Origin of the sequence: Thermonema lapsum (genome assembly GCF_011761635.1) — a bacterium.
Classification (GTDB): Bacteria; Bacteroidota; Bacteroidia; order Cytophagales; family Thermonemataceae; genus Thermonema; species Thermonema lapsum.
Genome location: NZ_JAASRN010000002.1, coordinates 789,525 through 811,434, shown reverse-complemented (window position 1 = coordinate 811,434; position 21,910 = coordinate 789,525). Strand labels below are relative to the sequence as shown.

The window sequence follows — 21,910 nt, the reverse complement described above, 5'->3', positions numbered from 1 at the left end:
TACACATGACAAAAGAAACCAAACTCAGTGTAAACATCAACAAAATAGCTACGTTGCGCAATGCACGTGGAGGCAACGTGCCCAATGTGATTCAAGCCGCCATAGACATCGAGTCATTTGGTGCTGATGGCATTACGGTACACCCTCGCCCTGATGAGCGCCACATTCGTTATGCCGACGTGTACGCTTTGAAGAAAGTATTGACGACCGAATTTAACATAGAGGGCAATCCTATTGAACGTTTTATGGATTTGGTGTTGGAGGTAAAGCCTACACAGGTAACTTTGGTGCCTGACCCGCCCGATGCACTCACTTCCAATGCCGGATGGGATACTGTGACCCATGCCGCTTTTTTGAAGAAAGTGGTAGAACGCCTTAAAAAAGCAGGCATTCGCGTGTCTATATTTGTGAACCCCGACGAACGAATGGTAGAAGGGGCTGCTCGTGTAGGCGCTGACCGCGTAGAGCTTTATACCGAGCCTTATGCCCGCTTGTATCCGCAAGACAGGGAGGCTGCCATTGCGCCCTACTTAAAAGCAGCTGCTGCAGCGCGTGACCTTGGCTTGGGCTTGAATGCCGGGCATGATTTAAACCTTGAGAATTTGGCATTCCTGAAAGAGCAAATTCCGTTTTTGGACGAGGTGTCTATAGGACATGCTCTGATTAGCGATGCGCTCTACCTCGGCTTGGAAAATACCGTACAATTGTATTTGCGTCGGTTGGGGCGCCAAGCCTGATTTTTTTCTAAACTCCTTACTCTTTTTTTCCTTATGAAAAACACAATCATCTCACCGGATTTGCTTGAAAAAGCTTTTGCTTACGAAGACTATGTCCATTTTATGGATGAGCTGTTGGCACAAGGTAAAACCACCGGCGACAATCAGAGCGAAGAAATGGTGCATTACACGCGCATGAACCGCCGTCGGATGGAGCGTATTCACCAAATAGGAAAGATAGAAGATGAATTGCGGCAGCTGTTGCATTCAGTACGCGACAAATGGTATTGGGTAGTGCTTACTGAACCTTGGTGTGGCGATGCTGCTCAGAATGTGCCTTTCTTTTATTTGATGACCAAGGAAAATCCACGTATTGAGCTGCGTCTCTTGTTGCGTGATGAACATCCGGAAGTCATGGACCACTATCTAACGAATGGCGGACGTGCCATCCCTAAGCTCATTTGTATTCGTAAAAGCGACTGGGAAGAGATGGGCACTTGGGGACCGCGCCCTCAACCGGCACAAGAAATGGTAACAGCTTACAAAGCCAATCCTACCAGCGATTTCTGGCAGTTTGCTGAAAGACTGCATAAATGGTACGCCGACGATAAAGGGGCACATCTGCAGGCAGAAATGAAACGATTGATAACAGCATGGGCACAGGGAACGCCGGCTTCCTTGTAAGCGGGCGGATTTTACTAACTTGTGTCGCCAAATACATCTTTATGGAAAAAGAACAGCTGGAATTGATTTATGGTTTTCATGCCGTACTTGAAGCTATAGAGGCAGGGCAGAGCATCGATAAAATATGGGTGCAGCAGGAAGGGGGCAAGTCTTCACAGCTACAGGCTTTATGGCAAGCGGCTCGTGCGCATGGTATTCCGGTGCTGCGGGTGCCGCGTTCCAAAATACAACAATTAGTATCTAAGGGCAGTCATCAAGGCGTTTTGGCGTTTATGGCGCCCATTGCCTTTGCCAATTTGGAGCATATCTTAGACGCAGCCTTCGGACGTGGCGAGGTGCCTCTCTTATTGATGCTGGACAAAGTGAACGACGTGCGTAACTTCGGGGCTATAGCCCGTACTGCAGAGGCGGTGGGGGTGCACGCCATCATTATAGGCGAAAAAGGCGTTGCACGCATCAACCAAGAAGCAGTGAAGACCTCAGCGGGGGCTTTGATGCATGTACCTGTGTGCCGAGTGCAAAGCCTTGTGAAAACGGCTCGTTTTTTGAAAGACAGCGGCTTGCAGTTGGTAGCCTGCACCGAAAAGGAAAACAGCCCGCATTATGCGGTGAATTACCGCCTCCCTTCTGTCATTATATTGGGCTCAGAAGAAAAAGGCATTTCACGTGAGTTGCTTGAACTGGCAGATGCCTTTGCAAAAATACCGATGCGCGGGAAGGTGTCTTCGCTGAATGTGTCTGTGTCGGCTGGGGTGGTGCTTTATGAAGCCTTGCGCCAACGCGACAACAGTGAAGCTAATCGGTAAATGCCTTTTCCATGATTTGAGTGAGGGAGTACTCTTCCATTTCTTCGAGCGTAACTGTGTCCACAATATCGTGGGCAGCACCGGCTTTTACCAAATCATCGTCTAAGGCTTTGAGAAATGCGGTAGCCGCTGGGTCGGTACCTACTTGTATGAACGAAATGGCTATGTCCATTCGGCTTTTGACTTTCTGCGAAAAATTTATGATAGTGTTTACTACGGCTTGGTGGTCATCGGGTTCGCCGTCGGTAACCACCAAAATGAGCTCGCGGCTGGTGCTGCCGGCTGCCCAGCGGTTTTCTACTTCGCTAAGGGCATCTTGAAGCACGGCGGCAAGGTCGGTGCCTCCGCCCGGTTCGTTTTCTTCATATACTTCGGTAACACGGGTAGCCGTTACGTTATCATAGCGCTTGAAGCGCCCTGAAAAGGTGTAGAGCGTCATGCCGTTGGGGTCTTTTTCTTCGCATTTATACGCCAAAGCGATGATAGCCTCTTTGCATGCTTCCCAACGGGAACGCCCACCTTTTTGGTCCCGGATAATCATGGAGCCACTTTTGTCTAATATGAGGGTGCATTTCATTTTTAATCTGTATTTTGGTTGTTTCAGCTGTTTACCGAAAAAATACAAAAATAATTGAAAATCGGCTTATGCGTCTATCCACTTTCATTTGTTTTGTTTTACTTTTTATTCTGCTGTGGGGTTGCCGCCCGTATCCACGCCGCTGGCAGGGGCACTGGCAGCTTCAACAGATAGAGAATAAACACCTGCAGCGCGTGAGCGATGCTTTGTTTGTATTGCGCTTGTTTGGGGTAGAAGAGGCTGCGTGGGAAGGGCTTGCCCGTCAGTCGGCTGGTCAGTTTACACTTGTTTTGCATGATGACGGCTATTTTGAGTGGCTTTTTTTGAACAAGCTGCGTTTGGTGCATGGGCGTTGGCGCCGTCGTCTGTTGCCGCCGCGTTTGGAGTTGGTTTTTGCTGTACCAATCCTAAAAAAGGAGAAGCGACTGCGTGTACCTGTCGATTGCTCGGCACAGCAAATGCGTTGGCACAACTTTGACCGCAGTGGCAGCGTTATCATCTTGAAACGTAAAAACTAAAAGTCTTTATGTTGCAATGGATGGCAACTTCTTGGTTATGGGCACTGGGGGCGGTGATGGTGCCCGTGGCTATCCATTGGCTAAATAAACGCCAAGCTAAGGAGGTACCAATAGGTACGCTTCGCTTTTTCGAAGAGAAAGAAAGTAAGCGTTTTCGGACTTTCCAACTGCAAGATAAGCTTCGTTTAATGCTACGCATGTTGTTTACTGCATGCTTGGCATTGGCATTGGCACAGCCGGTGTGGCGCTATGAGACCGATACCAAAAAGCAAGCCTCGTGGATTGTAATAAGCCATGATGTGTTGGCTAAGTCTTTTTATGACTATGCCGCTTTGCATCGTCTGGTCGATTCGCTCAGACAAAGCGACGAGGAAGCAGAAGTGCGCCTCTTGGCACATGGTTTTCCCCGCTTGAAACAACTGCTTAAAGGCAAGGACGAAGAAACAATTGCTTTCGATTATGCTCTTTTTGCCCCCTTGCTCGACAGCTTGGCTACTCAGCGCCCGGTGCATGTGATTGTCGGGCTTGAAGGCAGTCGTTGGGGCGATATGCTACCGGCTGTACAAAACAAGGTGCGGTGGCACTTCTTGCTGCCCGATTACAGTGATACCGTTTTCCGTGTAGAAAACAACTTCTATACCCAAAAGACCTCCTATCCGCTGCTTTCTTTTCAAACAGAAGGCATCGCTCAGCAACAGCCTTACACACTTTCTTTGGTAGTGGTGTACGATGCTTCCACGGCGCGTGATACTTTGCAATGGCAGCAGTTTTTTGAGGAGGCATTTCGCCAATGTAAGGTAGAAGTTATCTGTCGCCTGGCAGAAGAAAGCAAGCAGTTGCCGACAGTAGATGTATGGTGGAGCGAGCGCCCGCCTTGGGTAGGGCAGTATTTTACTGTGTGCAAACAATCGTTGCCCGTCGGTGCGTGGTGTCTTTCCAAACAGAGACAACACTGGACGCTAAGCTGCTTGCCCAAGAACTTGCCGGGCGATGAGTATGAACTCTTGAAACTGGAGTTGTGGCGCGAAGCACTCCGGCGTCATGGACATGTTCCGGAAACGTCGGTTACGCCGCCCGTTTGGCTTTCTGCTGCCCAGAGTGGCAGCATGCAGGCACAACGCTCGGTTGCTCTGGCGCCTTGCCTTTTGTGGCTTGCCCTTGTTTTGTGCGTTATCGATTTATGCTGGTTTATTTATGAGCAAAGAGGTACGGGATAAATTGCAGTATTTGCGACAAAGGCGCTTGCTTCGCTACTGTATGCATGCCTTAGGCTGGACACTCAGCATCACAGGAGGGGCAGCCGCTTGGGCATACGCACTTGAAGTGCCCACAGGGTATTGGCTCGTGGGCATTGCCGCTTTGGCATTGATTGCTTTTGCCGGGGCATATCCGCCCAAGAAATACCTCTCCTACCGAGCTCTCATAGAAGAACTGCACAAGACCTATCCTTTCTTGGAGTATAGCCTTCATTTTTTGCTGCTGCCCAACAGAACGCCCTATTACCACTTGCTGCTCGAGCGCATACAGCCTCGTGTACAGGCAATCGATACCTTGCCTTATCCACGCAGTCGTTATGGAGTGGCGCTGTGGAGTGGAGTGTGCTTGCTGTCTTTGTTGATAGTATGGAGTATGCATGAGCCTTTGGCACTAAAAAAGAAAAGTTTTTCATTGCAGGAAAGCGCTACAATATCTTCGCAGCGAGGTGATTTATCAGTAGCTACGGAGTGGGTGGTATTCCCGCCAGCATATACGGGCAAGCTTCTGACGCGTGAAACGCAGGCAAACTTTCAGGTGGTGGAAGGCAGCGACCTTCATTTGAAGGTAAGCCTGTCTGATAGTGTACAGGCTGCTTATTTATTGTTTAATTTCACAGATTCCTTGCCTTTGCGTGCCAATACAGCTAAGCACTATACTTTGCGCTGGCGCCCTGCAAAGAGTGGTTTGTATCAACTGCATTTGCTCTATCACGACAGTTTGTATGTTGCCCTCACCCGGCAAATAACCATACGCCCCGACAGCATGCCCCGCGGGCGATGGGTTGCGCCCGCTCATACCGATGTTTTCGTGCCTTATACCCCACAAGCTTTACCTATTTATCGATGGTCTTTGGAGGCATTTGATGATTTTGGCATTGAGTCAATACAAGCAACTTTGACCATTGTCCGCGGTTCGGGTGAACAGCTAAGCTTCTATGAAAAAACTTTGCCCCTTGCGGTTACGGTAATGAGTAAACGGCATCAGCGGGCTTTGTTGGAGCTGAGACCACTGGCTTGGGGCGCCACTTGGGGCGATGAGCTCTTCGTAAGCGTGTGGATACGTGATAACAAAAAGCCGAATGCTCAAATCGCACAATTGCCTGTGCTGCGTCTGATGTTGGAAGATACTACCACTCAATGGCTCAGCGCCGAAGGGCTTGGGGTAGGAATGAATCGGCTGCCTGAATACTTCCGAAGCCAACGCCAAATCATCATAGACACCGAGGAGTTGTTGAAAAAGAGCAAACATCTGACCGACTCTTTGTTTCGCTGGCAGGCACAAAATATTGCCTTTGACCAAAAAGCTTTGCGCATGCGCTATGGCAAGTTTTTAGGCGAAGAGGATTATTTAACGCCCGCTGCAGTGCATGCACCACATGAAGAAAAGGAGGAGGGCGATTCAGGAGAAGAACACCACGAGCACGAAAAAGAAGTCCATGAGCATGCACATACACCCATGCAGGAACCCCACGATAACCTTCTGCACGAGTATCTGCATTTACATGATTTGAGTGAAATAAATACTTTCCTCGACCCCGCCACTCGCGATACCTTGAAAAAAGCTTTGGCTGCCATGTGGGAGTCGGAAAAATACCTTCGTTTGGCAAAGCCACGGCAAGCGCTACCTTTTCAGTATGAGGCGCTGAAATACTTGAAAATGGTTCAGCAGAAGTCCCGCGTATATGTTCGTAAAAGCGGTGTGGAACTGCCACCGCTGAGCGAAGAGTATCGTCTCTCGAAAGCCGACGAGGTGCCACAGAAACCCCACGGGCGCATCGTATCCCCTTCACAAGCAGTGCCTTCTTATGACGCCCTCGTGCAATTGTGGCAGTCGCTCTGGCTTAGTTCCCTTACAGGCAAGCCGCTTTCTACTATGGAAGCGCAAGCACTATGGAAAACGGTATTGCAGTTGCCACTTATAGAAGAGCAACAAATGAAATTGCTTGGAAAAATAGATGAGCTGCGCCAAAACCCCACCTGTAGTGATTGTAAGCAATACTTATTGAAGCAATTGTTTCTTTTGCTACGGCAGCCCGCTTTGCCACAGCGTCCGCTTTCTCGTGTTTTACAAGTCCCCTAATTGTGGACGAATCACAATTTCTTCGACTACACTGCGAGCAGAAAGACTGAAGGCAGCCCATACGGCTTCGGCTATATCGGTGGGAGGCATCAGGCGCTTCTGGTCGATGTCTATGCCTGCCCAACTATTGGTATAAGTAGCGCCGGGCATTACGGTCGTTACTTTTAGTCCCAGCGGCTTGAGCTCTTCGCGCAGGGCTCGCGCCATGCCCAACAAGGCATGCTTGGCAGTAACATAAGCACCGCAGTTGTCAAATCCGCGTAAACTGGCTACAGACGCAATAAAAAACAGGTGTCCTTGCTGGCGTTCTATCATAACGGGTAATAGCTGTCGGTTCAATATGTGGGCACTGATTACATTGGTTTGCAGCATAGCTTGCAGTTCCTCCTGCGATTCTTCCATGAGTGCTTTCACACGAAAGATAGCTGCATTGTGTATAATGGCAGCCAAAGGCTTGTTTAGTTGCTTCACAAAAAGAGCAAAGTCGTTACATGCTTCTGTTTGTCCGAGGTCGGCTTGTTTGATGTGGCACTGTACTGGATAGCTGCTTTCTATGTCCGCTTTAAGCATTTCTAAGTCTTTTTGATTTCTACTGCAGGTAGCCACGTCGTAGCCCCCGGCAGCAAAGCGCTCTACCAAAGCGCGCCCAATGCCTTTGGTGCCGCCGGTGATGACCACCAGACTTTTAGAGGAGAATTGCTGTGTCATATGCTTTTTTTTTCGTAAACTTACAGAATGCACGAGATTTGCACTTTATAAACAAACCTAAACAGGTAGCCATGCGTTCAGCATTTGTTTTGCCCCTATTCCTTCTTGTCTTTTTACCTTCTTTTTCTTTGAAGGCACAGCAGGTAAATCCAATAGATTACAGGGAAAAAGTAAAAAAAGCCCTTCAAGAGGGGGCGGGTGGCACTACCACGCTGGCTTTGATAGAGCAGTGGCGAGCTCAGCTTTTTGAACAAGGTTCTACTTTCAATTTGGCAGAAACTTACCTTTACGAAGGCGAATATCACCTGAACAAAGAAGCCTACAGCGAGGCATTGAGGGCATTTAGAGAAGCTGAAGCCTTGTGGAAAAAGGCGCCCCCTGCCGATGATACCCCCATAGGCATACTGTACCTGAATTTGGGGCGTGTGTACTTTCTGCGCTACGACTATGTGAAGGCAGCTGACTCGTACCTCAAAGCTTTGCGCATCTTTGAAAAAAATAAGCAAGATGCCTATGCCTGTGAGACGCTCTCGCAGCTGGGGGAAACTTACATTACCATGAAGAACCTTACCAAAGGCATACAGTATCTTGAGCGAGGAGTGGAGGTATGCAGTCGCCTCGAAGATATTTCCAACCTCGCTTCTATGGAAAATTCTTTGGCAGTGGCTTACTCCGACAATGGACAGCATGAAAATGCCATAGAGCACTATAAAAAAGCCTACGACCTCTGTGTGAAGATGGAATATCATCGAGGGATGTACTACACACTCTCTAACATAGGCTATGAATACTACCTGCTCAAGAAATACCAAGAGGCTTTAAAATATTTTCAAAAAGCCTTCGAAGTGGTAGAAAAAAACCAACTGCACGGTATAGAAGCCGGTGCATTGGTCAATATGAGTTATGTGTATTTTGATCGCGGCGATTATGCCAAAGCACTGGAGTTGCAAAAACAAAGCTTGGCTTTGGCAAAAGAAACGGGGCGTAAATTTATAGAACAGGAATGTTACGAAGCCATGAGCCGCACGTATGAAAAAATGGGACAAACGGTGTTGGCACTTGATTTCTATAAAAAAGCGGTGGCTTTGAAGGATGAATTGCAGCTGGCAGAGCAGCAAGAAGCGGCTAATCAAATCATGGCGCGTTATGAGCTGGAAAAAGCAGAAATGGAGAAGGAGCGTGCACAGCAAGAACTATCTATCAAAGAGCTACGCATGCAACGCCAGCGTTATGCCGTGTTGCTATTCGCAGCTGTTGCTATTTTAGCCTTAGTTATGGCATTTTTTATCTGGCGGCAGGCAGAACAGCGCCGTAAAGTAAATCAAGAGCTGACCAAGCTAAACGCTTTGCTCAAAGAGCAGAAAGAAGAGATAGAACTACAAAACGAACAACTGGCTGCCACAAATAACAAAATACTCGAAAGCATACGCTATGCTCAGCGCATACAGGCGGCACTATTTCCCTCTATGGCTCAATTCAAAAGCCTCTTCCCTGAATCTGCCATCTTTTGGCGTCCGAAAGACATCGTAAGCGGCGACTTCTACTGGTGTGCTCAAAAAGATGGTTTCATTTACTTGGCAGTAAGCGACTGTACCGGTCACGGAGTGCCCGGCGGCTTCATGACCGTCATGGGCATCAATTTTCTCAACCAAATTCTGTATGAAGACAATGTGACCGACCCCGCCGAAATCTTAACAAAACTGGACTATCGCATCACTACGACCCTTCAAAAGCATGACCCCGAAGTAAAAGACGGTATGGATATAGCTCTGCTTAGAATAAACCCGGCAGAAAACATCCTTGTTGTGAGCTTGGCAAAACAACGCATGCACATACTGAGCGATGAAGGTTATGAAGAGCTGCAACCTTCGAAGTACTCCATAGGGGCAGGAGGCTTATACAACGAAAAAGTATTTGAAAATCAAGTGATTTCGCTGCATTCAGGACAAGTCTTTTACCTGCATACAGACGGCTATATAGACCAGTTCGACGCAAGCAATCGTAAGAAGTTTAAAATAAAACAATTCAAAGAAATACTCAGAGAAATATACACTCTCCCCTTTGAAGAGCAAGAGCGTATTTTGGCAGAACGCTTCGATGCCTGGAAGGGAAACCAAACTCAAACCGATGATGTTTTGGTGCTTGCTTTTCGTTGTAGTTAATTGAGCGTGAGAATCATAGAGCTGTCCCCCAAGCAAAAGCATGTTTTTTTTTATTTCGTGAAATTGCTATAAATTTGAGCGCTATACATTTAAAAATCAGGAAGAAGTTATGACTGGAATCATCTTTTTTGCTGTTCTACTCACCGTTTCATTGATTATAGGACTTTGGCTCGAAAGAGCCGAAAACCAACGGCTACAAGGTAAAAATCAATAAAAATAAGTACTGTAGCGTTTTTGCTTACCTTCTTTTTTATGTTTCACCATCAAAACGTAGTTTAGCGGTGGATTTATTCAAAAAAATCGAAACTGATAAAGGTCCTCTGGGGCAGCACTCCGACCGAGCACATGGTTACTTCACCTTTCCCAAGTTAGAAGGTGAAATAGCGCCCCGCATGCAATTCAACGGTAAAACCGTACTAACTTGGAGCCTGAACAACTACTTGGGCTTGGCAAACCACCCCGAAGTGCGAAAAGCCGATGCCGAAGCGGCTGCCAAGTGGGGTTTGGCTTACCCCATGGGTTCGCGCATGATGACTGGCAACACCACCCTACATGAGGAATTGGAGCGGCGCTTGGCAAAATTTGTCGGCAAGGAGGATGCCTTCTTGCTAAATTACGGATATCAAGGCATCATGTCTGCTATTGATGCCATCTTAGACCGCCGCGACGTGGTAGTCTATGACTCCTTGTCGCATGCCTGCATCATCGATGGTGTACGCTTGCATATGGGAAAACGCTTTGTTTTCCCCCATAACAACGTAGAAGCGCTGGAAAAGCAACTGCAGCGCGCCATGAAGATAGTAGAAAAAACCGGCGGTGGCATCTTGGTCATTACCGAGGGGGTATTTGGCATGGAAGGTACCCAAGGTAAATTGAAGGAGATAGTAGCGCTGAAAGAAAAATATCCTTTCCGCCTGATGGTAGACGACGCCCATGGATTTGGTGCGATGGGGGCGACCGGTGCCGGTACCGGCGAAGAGCAAGGTTGCCAAGACGGTATAGACCTCTACTTTGCCACCTTTGCCAAATCGATGGCTGCTATTGGTGCTTTTGTAGCTGCCGATACCCCTGTGATTGAGTATTTAAAGTACAACATGCGCTCGCAAATTTTTGCTAAAGCGCTGCCTATGCCTTTAGTAGAAGGCGCCCTGAAGCGCTTGGAATTGCTGCAAACTAAACCCGAGCTGCGTGAAAAGCTGTGGACCATTGTACGTGCTTTGCAATCAGGCTTGAAAGACCGCGGCTTCAATATCGGCAACACGCAGTCGCCGGTAACGCCTGTTTTCTTGCAGGGTGGAAAAGACGAAGCTACCCGCATGGCGCTTGATTTGCGCGAAAACTACGGCATCTTTTGCTCTATAGTAGCTTATCCGGTGGTGCCCAAAGGGGTTATTATGTTCCGCTTGATACCCACAGCCACCCATACACTCGAAGACGTAGAGGAGACCTTGCGCGCATTTGAGGAAGTAGGCAAGAAGCTGAAAGCAGGTGCTTACAAGGGGGCTCACGAAAACGACTTGCCCGTAGTGCCCGCACTTTATAATACTTAACAGGAAAAAGGCAGAAAAAACATAAACCAACTTTATCGAAAAACGTAATAAATTTCAGCTTTCGTTATGAAAAATGAAATTTATGTGTAGATTTGAACGATTTTCGATTGTAAAACTTAAAAAAACAAGCGTATGAAGAAGTTTGAAGAACTCAAAAACATCGTTTTGGCTGCCGAAGAAGATGCCAAAAAATTCTATGAAAAAGACAATCAAGCAGCGGGTACTCGCTTGCGCAAAGCCATGCAGCAATTGAAAGAGTTGGCTCACGAAATCCGTAAAGAAGTACAAGATATTAAGAACTCTAAAAAAGGAGCTTAATTCCTATAATAAGGGCTACTCTTTTTATGCAAGGAAGGTTGTCAAGGGCAGCCTTCCTTGCTTTGTTTTGTGCCACAATTTGCGCATATAGAAAAACAAAAGAGCCTTCCTCAAAAAAGGAAGGCTCTTTTCCACAGAAAGTTAAACTACTTCTTGCACGCTTTTGAATGCTTGTTACAGGTTCATACATTAAATCTTAAAAAAGTAACCAGCAATTGCATAAAAATTTACAAACCCTTGCCGTTTTTGCATTTTTAAACGGCAAGCCATAGCTTGCAGAGGTTATTTACTCAATTCAATCACAATACTATCAGCTATGAAGATTATTCCTGCCATTGACCTTATTGGAGGTAAGTGCGTACGCCTTCGTTTTGGTGACTACAACCAAAAAACCGAGTATTACGAAGACCCACTGGAAGCCGCTAAGCAGTTTGAGGCAGCAGGTATCAAACATTTACATCTGGTAGATTTAGACGGAGCCAAACAAGGAAAGCCTGCCAACATGGAAGTGCTTAAACGCATTGCCACCCATACCTCTTTGAAAATAGATTTTGGTGGCGGCATCCGCAAAAAAGAAGACATAGAGCAGGTACTCAATGCTGGGGCAGCACAGGTAACTGTCGGTTCGCTTGCTGTCAAAGAACCCGCCACAGTCGTAGAGTACTTACGTTATTTTGGTCCGGAGAAGCTTATCATAGGGGCTGACATCAAGGATGGAAATATAGCCGTAAATGCATGGCAGGAGGTGAGCAACCGCCCTGCTGTGGAATTTCTCAACTTCTATGCACAAAACGGAGCCCGTTATGCCATATGTACCGATATTAGCCGCGATGGTAGTTTGCAGGGGGTGAATGTTGACTTCTACCGCCATTTGCAGGAGGCTTGCCCTGATATATGTTTCATCGCAAGCGGAGGAGTAGCTTCACTAAGCGACCTGCAACAGTTACAAGCCACTGGCTTGTATGGTGTCATTGTTGGCAAAGCCATTTATGAAGGTTATATTCAGTTGTCGGACCTCGCTAAACTCATCAAGAACGATGCTTACTAAACGAATCATTCCCTGCTTGGATATTAAAGACGGACGCACGGTAAAAGGTGTAAACTTTGTAAGTTTGCGCGATGCCGGAGACCCCGTGCAGTTGGCAAAAGCCTACGCAGAACAGGGCGCCGATGAGCTGGTTTTTCTCGATATTACTGCTACTGTAGAAAAACGAAAGACTCTGGTAGAGTTGGTGCGTCGTGTGGCTGCACAAATCAATATTCCTTTTACTGTGGGTGGGGGCATTGCTAGTGTGGAAGACGTGTCGGCGCTATTGCATGCCGGTGCCGATAAAGTATCTATCAATTCAGCAGCAGTCAAAAACCCTCGCCTTATCAGTGATTTAGCCAAGGAATTTGGTTCGCAGTGTGTAGTAGTGGCTATCGATACGCGTCAAGTGGGGGGCAAAGATATGGTGCATACACACGGAGGGCGTAAGGCAACAGAGCTGCTTACACTCGAATGGGCAAAACAAGTAGAAGCTTTGGGGGCAGGAGAAATACTGCTGACTTCCATGGATGCCGATGGCACCAAAGAGGGCTTCGATTTGCGAGTGACCAAGCTCATTGCCGAAGCCGTGAAAATTCCTGTAATTGCTTCCGGTGGAGCAGGTAATCAGGAGCATTTTCTGGAGGTATTCCAACAGGCAAAAGCAGATGCAGCTTTGGCAGCGAGTGTTTTCCATTTTGGAGAAATAAGTATTCCGGCATTGAAAAAATATCTGTACGAAGCAGGTATCCCCGTACGTATTCATAACCCCCTAAAACTATGAACATAGAACGCATTTTATTTGCTACCGACTTCTCTGCTCACTCAGAATGCGCCCTTCGCTTTGCGCTGAAGCTTTTTGGGCATTCACTACAAGAGGTGGCAATCGTGCACGTATTTGAGCCACCTTACGATTTTGCCCTGCGCTTGGCAGAACGCTTTCGTATAGAAGAAGAAAAAGGTCATAAGGCTATAGAGGAGTTGTGTCGGCGGGTGAATATAGCAGCTTCCATAAAGACACGCGCTTTGGTAATACCCGGTAAAATAACCGAAAGTATCTTAGAGGCAGCCGAAGCCACGCAAGCACAATGCATAGTAACAGGCACCCAAGGCAACCGCAGCCTTGAAAATCGCCTTTTGGGCAGTACCGCCGCCGAATTGATGGAACTGGCAGAGTGTTCTTTTTTGGCTATCCCCGAGGGCGTTTCTATTCAACGCCCCGAACACATATTCTATGCTACTGCCTACCGCCCGAAAGATGTGAATATTGTGTGTGATTTAGCCCAACTGGCGCAAATACATCAAGCGCAGATGCATGTGTTGCATGTGGATGAAAAAGATGATTTTGAAAAACAACTGCTTTTCCGTGGCTTCCAGAGCTTTGTAAAAGAACGGTTAGGAGATGAACGGGTGATTTTTGAGCACCTATGCCATGATGACGTCGTATCTGCCATGCTCAACTACATGCAGCCCTATGAGCATGCGTTGTTGGCTTTGTCTTATTATCGCCGTTCTTTCTGGAAGTCTTTGTTTTACCACAGCAAAATAGAAGACTTGATTTATATGGCAAAGCTGCCTCTGTGGGTTGTGAAAGCCTGAATATTACAGGTTGCGACTGGCATCCCACAGTTTTTGCTTTTCTTCCGGAGTAAGGCTTTCATAGCCTTGTTCACTTATTTTGTCTAAAATACGGTCTATTTCGTCTTGCAGGCTGCTGCTCGCTTCTTGGCTTTTGTTGGTGCTTCTACGGATAGCATTATGGGTACGCACTTTTTCCAAGGGGGGGTGATGTACTTTCAGACGTGGTTTGGGGTGAAATAAACCGCCAATTTTATCCAGAATAAAATTTATCCATCCCCCCAAGTCGGTACCTCTCTGCAGCATCTTTATATAGAGATACCCCATAAAGCTGCCTCCCAGATGTGCGAAGTTGCCGCCTGTATTGGCGCTGCCTATTTCTATAAACGACAACAAAACGAAGAAAATCGCAATCCATCGTATTTGTACTGGTCCAAACAGCAGCAGATGCACCGTATAAGATGGGCGCAGGGTGGCAGCCCCCACCACAATAGCATATACACTTGCCGAGGCGCCCAAAAGCATGGTCACAGGGCGAATAAATTGAAGCGGAGGCAACACATTATAAAGAAAGAAATACAGAAGCCCACCGGCTAAGCCACCAAGTATGTACAGTGCCACCAAGCGCTGATTCCCCAAAAACTCTTGCAGAATACGCCCAAACCAGTATAAGAAGAGCATATTGAAGAGGATATGCCAGAAGCTCTCGTGTGTGAAGAAGTAAGTGATAAGGGTGTAGGGGCGCTGCAAAAGCAGCTTGCCTTCGGCAGGCATCGTAAGATGCAGAACCAACCAACGATAAATATGGGTGCTTTGCGCAGCCCACAAAAACACATAAGCCGTTTTCAATAAAAGAAATACCCCAACATTGATAAGAATAAGTCTTATCAATGCGTCGGAGGTGTTTAAAGAGTTGCCTGCACTGCGAAACATAAGCGTAGCTTTTTTATCTAAACAAAAAGTAAGTCGAAAAGTTGCTCAATGGTACTGTGGCACACGCCAGTATTTAACAAGTATATAAGCAAAAATCATCCCACTGAGGTGAGCAAAATGCGCTACATTGTCGTTTGGGTTTTGCTGAATGAGTGAGTAAAGCTCAAAGCCTGCATACAGTAGTGCCAAGTATTTGGCTTTGATAGGGATGGGCGGAATCAGCAGCATCATGCGCAAGTTGGGAAAAAGCAATGCAAAAGCCATGATGATGCCAAAAATAGCCCCCGATGCTCCGACCGTTGGTATATCTACCTGCTGCTGGGCAATGCGGCTTACGTATTGTTTAGCGGTGGCTATGTAGTTGCTATTTTGAGCGTTACGCTCATATTCTTCCATGAACTCAACAAAAGCGGGGTTGAGGTCTTCTTCGTCGCCTACATGCTCTTTTATGTAGGCACGAAACTGATTAGGCGTTGGTTCGCTTAAAAAGGCAATTTTATCATTTTGCAGCTTGCGGTATTCCCAATAGCGCACAGCGTTTTGTGCCACGCCTGCCCCTATGCCACAAACCAGATAAAGAATCAAATAGCGTTTGTCGCCCAAAACATGTTCAAGCAAAGCCCCAAACACATATAAACCGAACATGTTGCTAAATAAATGCCAGAAATTGGCATGCAGAAACATGTAAGTAAACAACTGATGGGGACGGAACAGAGGCGATTGAAAAGCATACAACTCCAACAGTCTGCTATTACCCAAAGGGGTGTATTGATACACAAAAAACATAAGCACGTTGCTTATCAGCAGCGCCATGGTGATGGGAGGAAGGCGGTTTAGCATAACGGTTCTATATAAGTTGATTTGATACTCCACTCAAAAATAACATTTTTGTAGCGAATGCTTCAATGAAGCAGATTGGCATTTTTTACACCAATCTACTTGAACTTTAAAAGGTTGAAATTGTAAGTTTTTTGTACTTTTGCTATCATTCATATCGTTCAAAGACTACTTAAAAAAACACAAGACCATGAATATAACAGCACCTCTGACCCAAGAGATGGAATCGATATTGAAGCAGTTGGGGATTCGCCCTTTAAACCCCGCTTACAGCACCGGGCAGCAGTGGGGAAAAATCCAAGAGGGCAAAAAAGAAATTAAGGTATATACGCCAATCAACGGAGAATACATAGCTACCGTACAAACAGCCACGCGAGAAGACTACGAAGAGGTGATTCGCAAAGCGCAAGAGGCATTCAAAGTGTGGCGTAAAGTGCCGGCACCTAAGCGCGGTGAAATCGTGCGCCAAATAGGCGAGCGCTTGCGCTTCTACAAAGATGCTCTTGGCAAGCTCGTTACCTTTGAGATGGGCAAGATATACCAGGAAGGCTTGGGCGAAGTGCAAGAGATGATTGATATTTGCGACTTTGCCACTGGTTTGTCGCGGCAGCTCTATGGCTTTACCATGCACTCTGAGCGCCCCGACCACCGCATGTACGAGCAATATCATCCCTTGGGATTGGTGGGCATCATCTCAGCATTCAACTTCCCCGTAGCCGTGTGGTCGTGGAACGCCATGATAGCTGCCGTTTGCGGCGATGTGTGTATCTGGAAGCCTTCAGAAAAAACGCCTCTGACAGCTATTGCTTGCCAGCACATTGTATCGGAAGTATTGAAAGAAAACAATCTGCCAGAAGGTATTTTCAACCTTGTAATTGGCGATGCCGAAGTAGGCAAATGGATGGCAGAAGACCCGCGTATTCCATTGATTTCAGCGACAGGCTCTACTCGTATGGGCAAACAAGTGGCACAGGTTGTAGCTGCACGCTTGGGCAAATCCTTGTTGGAGCTGGGCGGTAACAATGCTATCATCATTACCCCCAATGCCAATATAGAGATGGCGGTGCGTGCTACTGTCTTTGGCGCTGTGGGCACCTGTGGGCAACGTTGTACTACTACCCGCCGCTTGATTGTACACGATTCGGTATATGAGGAAGTGAAAGAACGATTGATAGAAATTTACGAACGTTTGCCTATAGGCAACCCCTTAGACCCCTCCGTTTTGGTAGGTCCCCTTATCGACAAGCAAGCTGTAGATACTTTCGTGAAAGCGCTTGAAAGCGTACAAAAAGAGGGGGGAAAGCTTATTTACGGCGGCGAGGTGCTCAAAGGCGAAGCCTACGGCAACGGGCACTACGTGAAACCTGCCATTGTGGAGGCAGAAAACCACTTTGCCACTGTGCAGGAAGAAACCTTTGCACCCATTCTTTACCTCATCCGATACAAAGGCGAGGTAGAAGAAGCCATCGAAATACAAAACAGTGTGAAGCAGGGGCTTTCGTCTGCTATCTTCACCCAAAACCTTCGCGAAGCAGAATTGTTCCTGTCGGCAGCCGGTTCCGATTGCGGTATTGCCAATGTGAATATCGGAACGTCGGGGGCTGAAATAGGAGGAGCCTTCGGCGGTGAAAAAGAAACTGGTGGCGGGCGTGAGTCTGGCTCCGATGCATGGAAGTTCTACATGCGCCGCCAAACCAATACCATCAACTACGGCACAGCTCTGCCATTGGCGCAAGGTATTAAATTTGATGTGTAGCAGTGAAAAATGAATATAAAAATAACGTGTAGTTTTTTTAGTGTTTCATATTTTTTAAATTGTCCCTTGAACGTTCAATTCTTAGAAAGCAATAAACTATGGCAGAAGTTGTAGAAAAGAAATATAAAACCATCATGCTTATTGATGATAATGAGATAGACAATCTCATCAATCAAAAGATAATAGAGTCGGCAGGTATCTGTGAGCGCATCTTTACGCACACCGGTGGCAAAAGCGCCATTGAATTTTTGCGCAACATGGAGAAAGTTGCCGACATTGCTGGCGATGCCGTTCTGCCTGAGCTTATTTTCCTTGACATAGATATGCCCTTGATGGATGGTTTTCAGTTTTTGGATGAGTTTGAGGGGCTCTCCGAAAAAACAAAAGAGCATTGCAAAATAGTGATGCTCACCTCGTCTATTAACCCCCAAGACGTAAGCCGCTCTAAGCGCTACAAGTCGGTGAAAAAATATCTGAACAAGCCGTTGACGCCTGAAAGCTTGAAAAAATTAGATGTTTAAAGAGAATCATGCTTAATCAATAGTCGCGGGACTGCCCTCTGAAAGGCAGTCCCGCTTTTTTATTGCACTGTCGATTTGCCAGATAAGCAGTATTGAAAACCTTTGCATACCGTGCCGCCTCTCGTGCTGTGTTTTGAAGCCTGTTTGCACAATGTCGAAAGCAGCTTGCCCGATGGCTTCGCGCTGCTCAGAAGGCATCTACAAGAGCATATGCAAATGCTCAAAGAGATTGGTCGATGGCTTCAAAAAGCAAGCCGGTGCTGCGGTACTTTCACAAATCCCACAACTACCCGGCTGCCTATAGCAGGACCTCGCGGCATTGCTGCTTCCAACAGCACATTGGGCATGTCGTCGTAAAAAAATAAAATAGCCATCCAGTCGGATGCCAAATAATAGGGGAATCAGTAAATTTTTCCACTGCTTCAAGAAATAGCTGTTCCCAGCATCGAGATTTTACAATCTATTGAAAAGTGTGTAAATTTAAATGTTGATAATTGCAGCGCTATGAACTTTCTGGGAAAAACCTTGCTTTCTGTTGTTCTTACATTCTTGTGCTTTTCTCATATCAAGGCACAGTTTCAAGACGACTTCTCAGATGGGGACTTCACAAACAACCCTACATGGACCGGTGATGTTACTCTTTTTGTAGTAGATAACGGGCAGCTGCGTAGCGCAGGCACCGCAAGTAGCGATATTTTGCACCTAAGTACCCCCTCTTCTGTCATGGACAATACGGTTTGGTCCTTTCTAATAGACTTAAAGTTCGCCCCCTCAGCGACGAACTTCGTGCGTATTTATTTGGCAAGCAACCAAGCCAATTTAGAGGGCGCCCTGAATGGTTACTTCATTCAGATAGGGCAAACTGGAGACGATTACATTAAACTGTACCGCCAAAGTGGAACAAACACCACTGAAATACTGAGCGGCAGTACTGCCTTCAGTAGCAACGTCAAGGTACGTATTAAAGTAACACGCAACAATTCTGGTAAGTGGACCATTTGGGCAGACCCAACGGGTGGCTTTGCCTACCAGAAAGAAGGGGAGGTGCTGGACAATACCTACAGCTCAACAGCTTACTTTGGCGTGTATTGTAATTATAGCACTGCGAGTCGCGCCACTTTGTATTATTTCGACGATTTTCATGTATATGTGGACAATCAGCCGCCGCAAGTAACACAGATAAATACGCCGAATGACAATACCTTAGAAGTGATTTTCGATGAAGCTATGGAGCAAACTTCGGCAGAAAATGTAAACAATTACAGCATAAACAACGGCATAGGCACACCAGCGACCGCTACCCTTAACAACGCCATGCCCAACAAGCTAACCCTTTCTTTTACTAACAGCTTTCAAGACGGGCAGCAGTATCAAATCACTATATCGGGCGTACAAGACCTGTTGAACAACACCATTACCACGCCTGTGGTGCGCTCCTTTGAATACATAGCCTTGAGTACGGCAGCCCCCGGCGACATCGTAATCAACGAAATCATGGCAGACCCCACGCCCGTAGTCGGCTTGCCCAATGCCGAATATGTAGAGCTGTATAACCGCAGCAATAAGAACATAAATTTGCAAAACTACTCACTCAATGGAAAAGTGATAACTACTTCTGCCTACATATTAAAGAGAGGGCAGTATGTTTTATTGACGCCTGCTGCCAGTGCCGCTTCTTTTGGCGTGTCGAATGTCATTGGCATGACCTCCTTCGATGCGCTTACCAATACCGGTGAAACGGTAACCCTGCAAGATGCCGGCGGTGTGGTGATAGATGCCGTATCCTATACAGACGCTTGGTATGCCGACCCCCGGAAAGACGATGGCGGTTGGTCGTTAGAGCGCATCAATCCTTATTTGCCCTGTGGTGCAGGACCACACAACTGGCGCGCCTCGGTCAATAGCTTGGGCGGCACCCCCGGTTTCCAAAACTCCGTCTATGACCCTTCGCCCGACACCACGCCACCGACTGTCCGCAACATTCAACCATCGGGCAGCAGCGCGCTGTTGCTCTCTTTTTCGGAACCTATGGAGGTGGCTGCCTTGGCAAATACGGCAAACTATAGCTTAAATGGCGGCGTTGGAGTCAGTGCTGTGCAGCTAAACAGTGAAACGGGGGTTCTTTTAAATTTGGATACACCTTTGACTGCCGGACAGCTTTACACACTGACCCTTCAAAACCTGACAGACTGTAGTGGCAACGCTTTGTCTCCAGTAACCTACACTGTGGGGGTAGGTAGAGCGCCGGGGCGATTTGAGCTGCTGATAACCGAAATCATGGCAGACCCTACACCCGCGGTGGCTTTGCCCGAATATGAGTATTTGGAAATCCATAACCGCACTTCGGAACTTTTGACATTAAGCGGATGTGTGCTCAAAGACGCCACTTCTTCGGCAAACTTGCCTCCGGTGAATGTTTACCCGGGCGAGTATGTCATTTTGTGCTCTTCATCGGCTGTTTCGGAATTGTCTGCTTACGGGCGCGCCATTGCCGTTACTTCTTTCCCTTCCTTGAATAATACTGGCGAGTTGCTTCTTTTGCTCAATGCTTCGGGCGAGGTGATTTTTGCTGTGAAATACAGCGATAAATGGTATGGAGATGTTACTAAAAAAGAAGGTGGCTGGTCTTTGGAAATGATAGACATACACAACCCTTGTGGTGAGGGCAACAACTGGCGAGCATCGGAAGCGGCTGCAGGTGGCACCCCCGGCGCTGTGAACTCTGTTAGCGATAGCCGCCCCGACAACACGCCCCCTGCCATAGTGCAAGCATATGCTTTGTATGCCGACACCGTAGAGCTGCTTTTTTCGGAGCCCATGGATGCTACCGCCTTGCTCAACGCTTCTATAACTATAGAACCACCGGTGGCAGTTGCCTCTGTCTTGCCCCAACCTCCTTTCTACAAGCGCGTGAAGGTGGTACTGAACGAAACACTGCAAGCAAGGCAGGCTTATACCATACGTTTTAGGGGTGCAACAGACTGCGCCGGTAATTTGATTGATAGCAAACCTTTTACTTTCGGCTTGGTAGAAGCTGCCGACTCCGGGGATGTTATACTCAATGAAGTATTGTTCAACCCGCGTGTCGGTGGAAGCGATTTTGTGGAGCTGTACAACCGTTCGGAAAAATACATTAACCTTCAAAACTGGAAAATTGCCCGCTTTTACAACGATGCTATAAACAACGCCAGAGTTATTGCCTCAGAGCCTTTGATATTGGCACCGGGCGAATACATTGCTGTGACAGATAACGTGGAAAACATACAACAAAACTATCCCGCCTCGAAAGGCAAACGATTTGCCGAAGTGAGTTCTATGCCCGGCTACAACGACGACAAGGGCACCGTGCTGCTTCTGAATCCGGCGGGAAGAGTTTGGGAGCGCTTCGACTATTCGGAAGATTACCACTTTGCTCTACTGAATGATAAAAATGGAGTGTCGTTGGAACGTATTCGCTTCGATGCACCTACCAACGAGCGTTCCAACTGGTTCTCGGCGGCTTCCACGGTAGGTTATGCCACCCCGGCACAGCCCAACTCTCAACATCTCGAAGGAGGAAGCATTAGCGGTGGTATTCGCCTAAGTAGCCCGATGGTTACGCCCGATGAAGACGGGATTCAAGACTTTGTGGAGATACGTTACGCTTTTGCTCAAAATGGCTACGTGGCAAACGTAACGATTTATGATGCCCAAGGACGCTTGGTACGCCGTTTGGTGTCGAATCAGCTGCTGAGCACCGAAGGCAGTTTCTTGTGGTACGGCGAGAACGATGAGCGTCAGGGGGTTAGAAATGGCTATTATATCGTCGTGTTTGAGGTATTTGACCTTTCAGGACAACAAAAACGCTACAAAGAAACAGTAGTAGTGAACCGTCGCTGAGGTA

20 protein-coding genes are annotated in these 21,910 nt (G+C 47.2%); 15 read left to right on the top strand and 5 right to left on the bottom strand.

Annotation, left to right across the window (positions count from 1 at the left end):
- Positions 1-5: 5 nt before the first annotated feature.
- Genes FHS56_RS08980 through rlmB form a run of 3 tightly spaced genes read left to right on the top strand, consistent with a single transcriptional unit; the run spans position 6 to position 2,206 of the window.
- Positions 6-737: a pyridoxine 5'-phosphate synthase gene (locus FHS56_RS08980; RefSeq protein WP_166919883.1), complete on the top strand. Its 732-nt coding sequence runs from the start codon at positions 6-8 to the stop codon at positions 735-737.
- A 33-nt stretch (positions 738-770) separates the two neighbouring features.
- Positions 771-1,400, top strand: coding sequence for a thioredoxin family protein (locus FHS56_RS08975; RefSeq protein WP_166919881.1), 630 nt, complete (start codon positions 771-773; stop codon positions 1,398-1,400).
- A gap of 41 nt (positions 1,401-1,441) precedes the next feature.
- Positions 1,442-2,206 carry a 23S rRNA (guanosine(2251)-2'-O)-methyltransferase RlmB gene (gene rlmB, locus FHS56_RS08970; protein WP_166919879.1) on the top strand — a complete coding sequence of 255 codons (765 nt, stop codon included), beginning with the start codon at positions 1,442-1,444 and terminating at the stop codon, positions 2,204-2,206.
- Here the strand turns inward: rlmB and FHS56_RS08965 are convergent.
- The gene (locus tag FHS56_RS08965) at positions 2,196-2,783 is read right to left on the bottom strand and encodes a VWA domain-containing protein (protein WP_166919877.1); all 588 of its coding nucleotides are present in this window, start codon (positions 2,781-2,783) and stop codon (positions 2,196-2,198) included. The genes rlmB and FHS56_RS08965 overlap by 11 nt on opposite strands.
- A 68-nt stretch (positions 2,784-2,851) precedes the next feature.
- Between FHS56_RS08965 and FHS56_RS08960 the strand changes: the two genes are divergently transcribed.
- The 3 genes from FHS56_RS08960 to FHS56_RS08950 are packed head-to-tail and all read left to right on the top strand — an operon-like array spanning position 2,852 to position 6,637.
- Positions 2,852-3,301: a hypothetical protein gene (locus FHS56_RS08960; RefSeq protein ID WP_166919875.1), complete on the top strand. Its 450-nt coding sequence runs from the start codon at positions 2,852-2,854 to the stop codon at positions 3,299-3,301.
- A gap of 8 nt (positions 3,302-3,309) precedes the next feature.
- Positions 3,310-4,518, top strand: a complete 1,209-nt coding sequence (locus tag FHS56_RS08955; protein ID WP_166919873.1) for a BatA domain-containing protein — start codon at positions 3,310-3,312, stop codon at positions 4,516-4,518.
- Positions 4,496-6,637, top strand: a complete 2,142-nt coding sequence (locus FHS56_RS08950) for a hypothetical protein (RefSeq protein ID WP_166919871.1) — start codon at positions 4,496-4,498, stop codon at positions 6,635-6,637. The genes FHS56_RS08955 and FHS56_RS08950 overlap by 23 nt, the downstream gene beginning before the upstream one ends.
- Here FHS56_RS08950 and FHS56_RS08945 read toward each other — a convergent pair.
- Entirely contained in the window at positions 6,623-7,345 is a 723-nt protein-coding gene (locus FHS56_RS08945; protein WP_166919869.1) for an SDR family oxidoreductase, read from the bottom strand. The genes FHS56_RS08950 and FHS56_RS08945 overlap by 15 nt on opposite strands.
- A 71-nt stretch (positions 7,346-7,416) precedes the next feature.
- Between FHS56_RS08945 and FHS56_RS08940 the strand changes: the two genes are divergently transcribed.
- The 6 genes from FHS56_RS08940 (at position 7,417) to FHS56_RS08915 (ending at position 14,001) form a co-directional block, all read left to right on the top strand.
- Positions 7,417-9,507, top strand: a complete 2,091-nt coding sequence (locus FHS56_RS08940) for a tetratricopeptide repeat protein (RefSeq protein ID WP_166919867.1) — start codon at positions 7,417-7,419, stop codon at positions 9,505-9,507.
- Positions 9,508-9,788: 281 nt separating this feature from the next.
- A complete protein-coding gene (locus FHS56_RS08935; protein ID WP_166919865.1) occupies positions 9,789-11,057 on the top strand; it encodes an aminotransferase class I/II-fold pyridoxal phosphate-dependent enzyme in 1,269 nt (422 codons plus the stop codon).
- Between the two features lie 132 nt (positions 11,058-11,189).
- Entirely contained in the window at positions 11,190-11,375 is a 186-nt protein-coding gene (locus tag FHS56_RS08930; protein WP_166919863.1) for a histone H1, read from the top strand.
- 316 nt (positions 11,376-11,691) lie between these two features.
- On the top strand, positions 11,692-12,423 hold the full coding sequence (hisA, locus tag FHS56_RS08925; RefSeq protein ID WP_166919861.1) for a 1-(5-phosphoribosyl)-5-[(5-phosphoribosylamino)methylideneamino]imidazole-4-carboxamide isomerase: 732 nt from the start codon (positions 11,692-11,694) through the stop codon (positions 12,421-12,423).
- Complete coding sequence (gene hisF / locus FHS56_RS08920) at positions 12,413-13,186, top strand: imidazole glycerol phosphate synthase subunit HisF (RefSeq protein ID WP_166919859.1); 774 nt, start codon at positions 12,413-12,415, stop codon at positions 13,184-13,186. The genes hisA and hisF overlap by 11 nt, the downstream gene beginning before the upstream one ends.
- On the top strand, positions 13,183-14,001 hold the full coding sequence (locus FHS56_RS08915) for a universal stress protein (RefSeq protein WP_166919857.1): 819 nt from the start codon (positions 13,183-13,185) through the stop codon (positions 13,999-14,001). The genes hisF and FHS56_RS08915 overlap by 4 nt, the downstream gene beginning before the upstream one ends.
- Before the next feature lie 3 nt (positions 14,002-14,004).
- On the opposite strand, the gene FHS56_RS08910 is transcribed toward FHS56_RS08915, so the two are convergent.
- Both FHS56_RS08910 and FHS56_RS08905 read right to left on the bottom strand, forming a co-directional pair.
- Positions 14,005-14,913, bottom strand: a complete 909-nt coding sequence (locus tag FHS56_RS08910; protein ID WP_166919855.1) for a rhomboid family intramembrane serine protease — start codon at positions 14,911-14,913, stop codon at positions 14,005-14,007.
- Between the two features lie 45 nt (positions 14,914-14,958).
- Positions 14,959-15,753, bottom strand: a complete 795-nt coding sequence (locus tag FHS56_RS08905) for a rhomboid family intramembrane serine protease (RefSeq protein ID WP_166919853.1) — start codon at positions 15,751-15,753, stop codon at positions 14,959-14,961.
- A gap of 187 nt (positions 15,754-15,940) precedes the next feature.
- On the opposite strand from FHS56_RS08905, the gene amaB reads away from it, so the two are divergent.
- Together amaB and FHS56_RS08895 are read left to right on the top strand one after the other, a co-directional pair.
- The gene (amaB, locus tag FHS56_RS08900; protein WP_243844192.1) at positions 15,941-17,506 is read left to right on the top strand and encodes an L-piperidine-6-carboxylate dehydrogenase; all 1,566 of its coding nucleotides are present in this window, start codon (positions 15,941-15,943) and stop codon (positions 17,504-17,506) included.
- A gap of 98 nt (positions 17,507-17,604) precedes the next feature.
- Positions 17,605-18,027, top strand: a complete 423-nt coding sequence (locus FHS56_RS08895; RefSeq protein ID WP_166919851.1) for a response regulator — start codon at positions 17,605-17,607, stop codon at positions 18,025-18,027.
- 242 nt (positions 18,028-18,269) lie between these two features.
- Here the strand turns inward: FHS56_RS08895 and FHS56_RS11995 are convergent, their stop codons facing one another.
- The gene (locus FHS56_RS11995; RefSeq protein WP_262886447.1) at positions 18,270-18,401 is read right to left on the bottom strand and encodes a hypothetical protein; all 132 of its coding nucleotides are present in this window, start codon (positions 18,399-18,401) and stop codon (positions 18,270-18,272) included.
- Positions 18,402-18,531: 130 nt separating this feature from the next.
- Here FHS56_RS11995 and FHS56_RS08890 point away from each other — a divergent pair, with 130 nt between their 5' ends.
- On the top strand, positions 18,532-21,906 hold the full coding sequence (locus tag FHS56_RS08890) for a lamin tail domain-containing protein (RefSeq protein WP_166919849.1): 3,375 nt from the start codon (positions 18,532-18,534) through the stop codon (positions 21,904-21,906).
- Positions 21,907-21,910: the final 4 nt, after the last annotated feature.

Excerpts from the sequence above, each read along its gene's own strand:
- FHS56_RS08980 (WP_166919883.1), top strand. The coding sequence starts at position 6 with ATGACAAAAGAAACCAAACTCAGTGTAAACATCAACAAAATAGCTACG.
- FHS56_RS08975 (WP_166919881.1), top strand. The coding sequence starts at position 771 with ATGAAAAACACAATCATCTCACCGGATTTGCTTGAAAAAGCTTTTGCT.
- rlmB (WP_166919879.1), top strand. The coding sequence starts at position 1,442 with ATGGAAAAAGAACAGCTGGAATTGATTTATGGTTTTCATGCCGTACTT.
- FHS56_RS08965 (WP_166919877.1), bottom strand. The coding sequence starts at position 2,783 with ATGAAATGCACCCTCATATTAGACAAAAGTGGCTCCATGATTATCCGG.
- FHS56_RS08960 (WP_166919875.1), top strand. The coding sequence starts at position 2,852 with ATGCGTCTATCCACTTTCATTTGTTTTGTTTTACTTTTTATTCTGCTG.
- FHS56_RS08955 (WP_166919873.1), top strand. The coding sequence starts at position 3,310 with ATGTTGCAATGGATGGCAACTTCTTGGTTATGGGCACTGGGGGCGGTG.
- FHS56_RS08950 (WP_166919871.1), top strand. The coding sequence starts at position 4,496 with ATGAGCAAAGAGGTACGGGATAAATTGCAGTATTTGCGACAAAGGCGC.
- FHS56_RS08945 (WP_166919869.1), bottom strand. The coding sequence starts at position 7,345 with ATGACACAGCAATTCTCCTCTAAAAGTCTGGTGGTCATCACCGGCGGC.
- FHS56_RS08940 (WP_166919867.1), top strand. The coding sequence starts at position 7,417 with ATGCGTTCAGCATTTGTTTTGCCCCTATTCCTTCTTGTCTTTTTACCT.
- FHS56_RS08930 (WP_166919863.1), top strand. The coding sequence starts at position 11,190 with ATGAAGAAGTTTGAAGAACTCAAAAACATCGTTTTGGCTGCCGAAGAA.
- hisA (WP_166919861.1), top strand. The coding sequence starts at position 11,692 with ATGAAGATTATTCCTGCCATTGACCTTATTGGAGGTAAGTGCGTACGC.
- hisF (WP_166919859.1), top strand. The coding sequence starts at position 12,413 with ATGCTTACTAAACGAATCATTCCCTGCTTGGATATTAAAGACGGACGC.
- FHS56_RS08915 (WP_166919857.1), top strand. The coding sequence starts at position 13,183 with ATGAACATAGAACGCATTTTATTTGCTACCGACTTCTCTGCTCACTCA.
- FHS56_RS08910 (WP_166919855.1), bottom strand. The coding sequence starts at position 14,913 with ATGTTTCGCAGTGCAGGCAACTCTTTAAACACCTCCGACGCATTGATA.
- FHS56_RS08905 (WP_166919853.1), bottom strand. The coding sequence starts at position 15,753 with ATGCTAAACCGCCTTCCTCCCATCACCATGGCGCTGCTGATAAGCAAC.
- amaB (WP_243844192.1), top strand. The coding sequence starts at position 15,941 with ATGAATATAACAGCACCTCTGACCCAAGAGATGGAATCGATATTGAAG.
- FHS56_RS08895 (WP_166919851.1), top strand. The coding sequence starts at position 17,605 with ATGGCAGAAGTTGTAGAAAAGAAATATAAAACCATCATGCTTATTGAT.
- FHS56_RS11995 (WP_262886447.1), bottom strand. The coding sequence starts at position 18,401 with ATGGCTATTTTATTTTTTTACGACGACATGCCCAATGTGCTGTTGGAA.
- FHS56_RS08890 (WP_166919849.1), top strand. The coding sequence starts at position 18,532 with ATGAACTTTCTGGGAAAAACCTTGCTTTCTGTTGTTCTTACATTCTTG.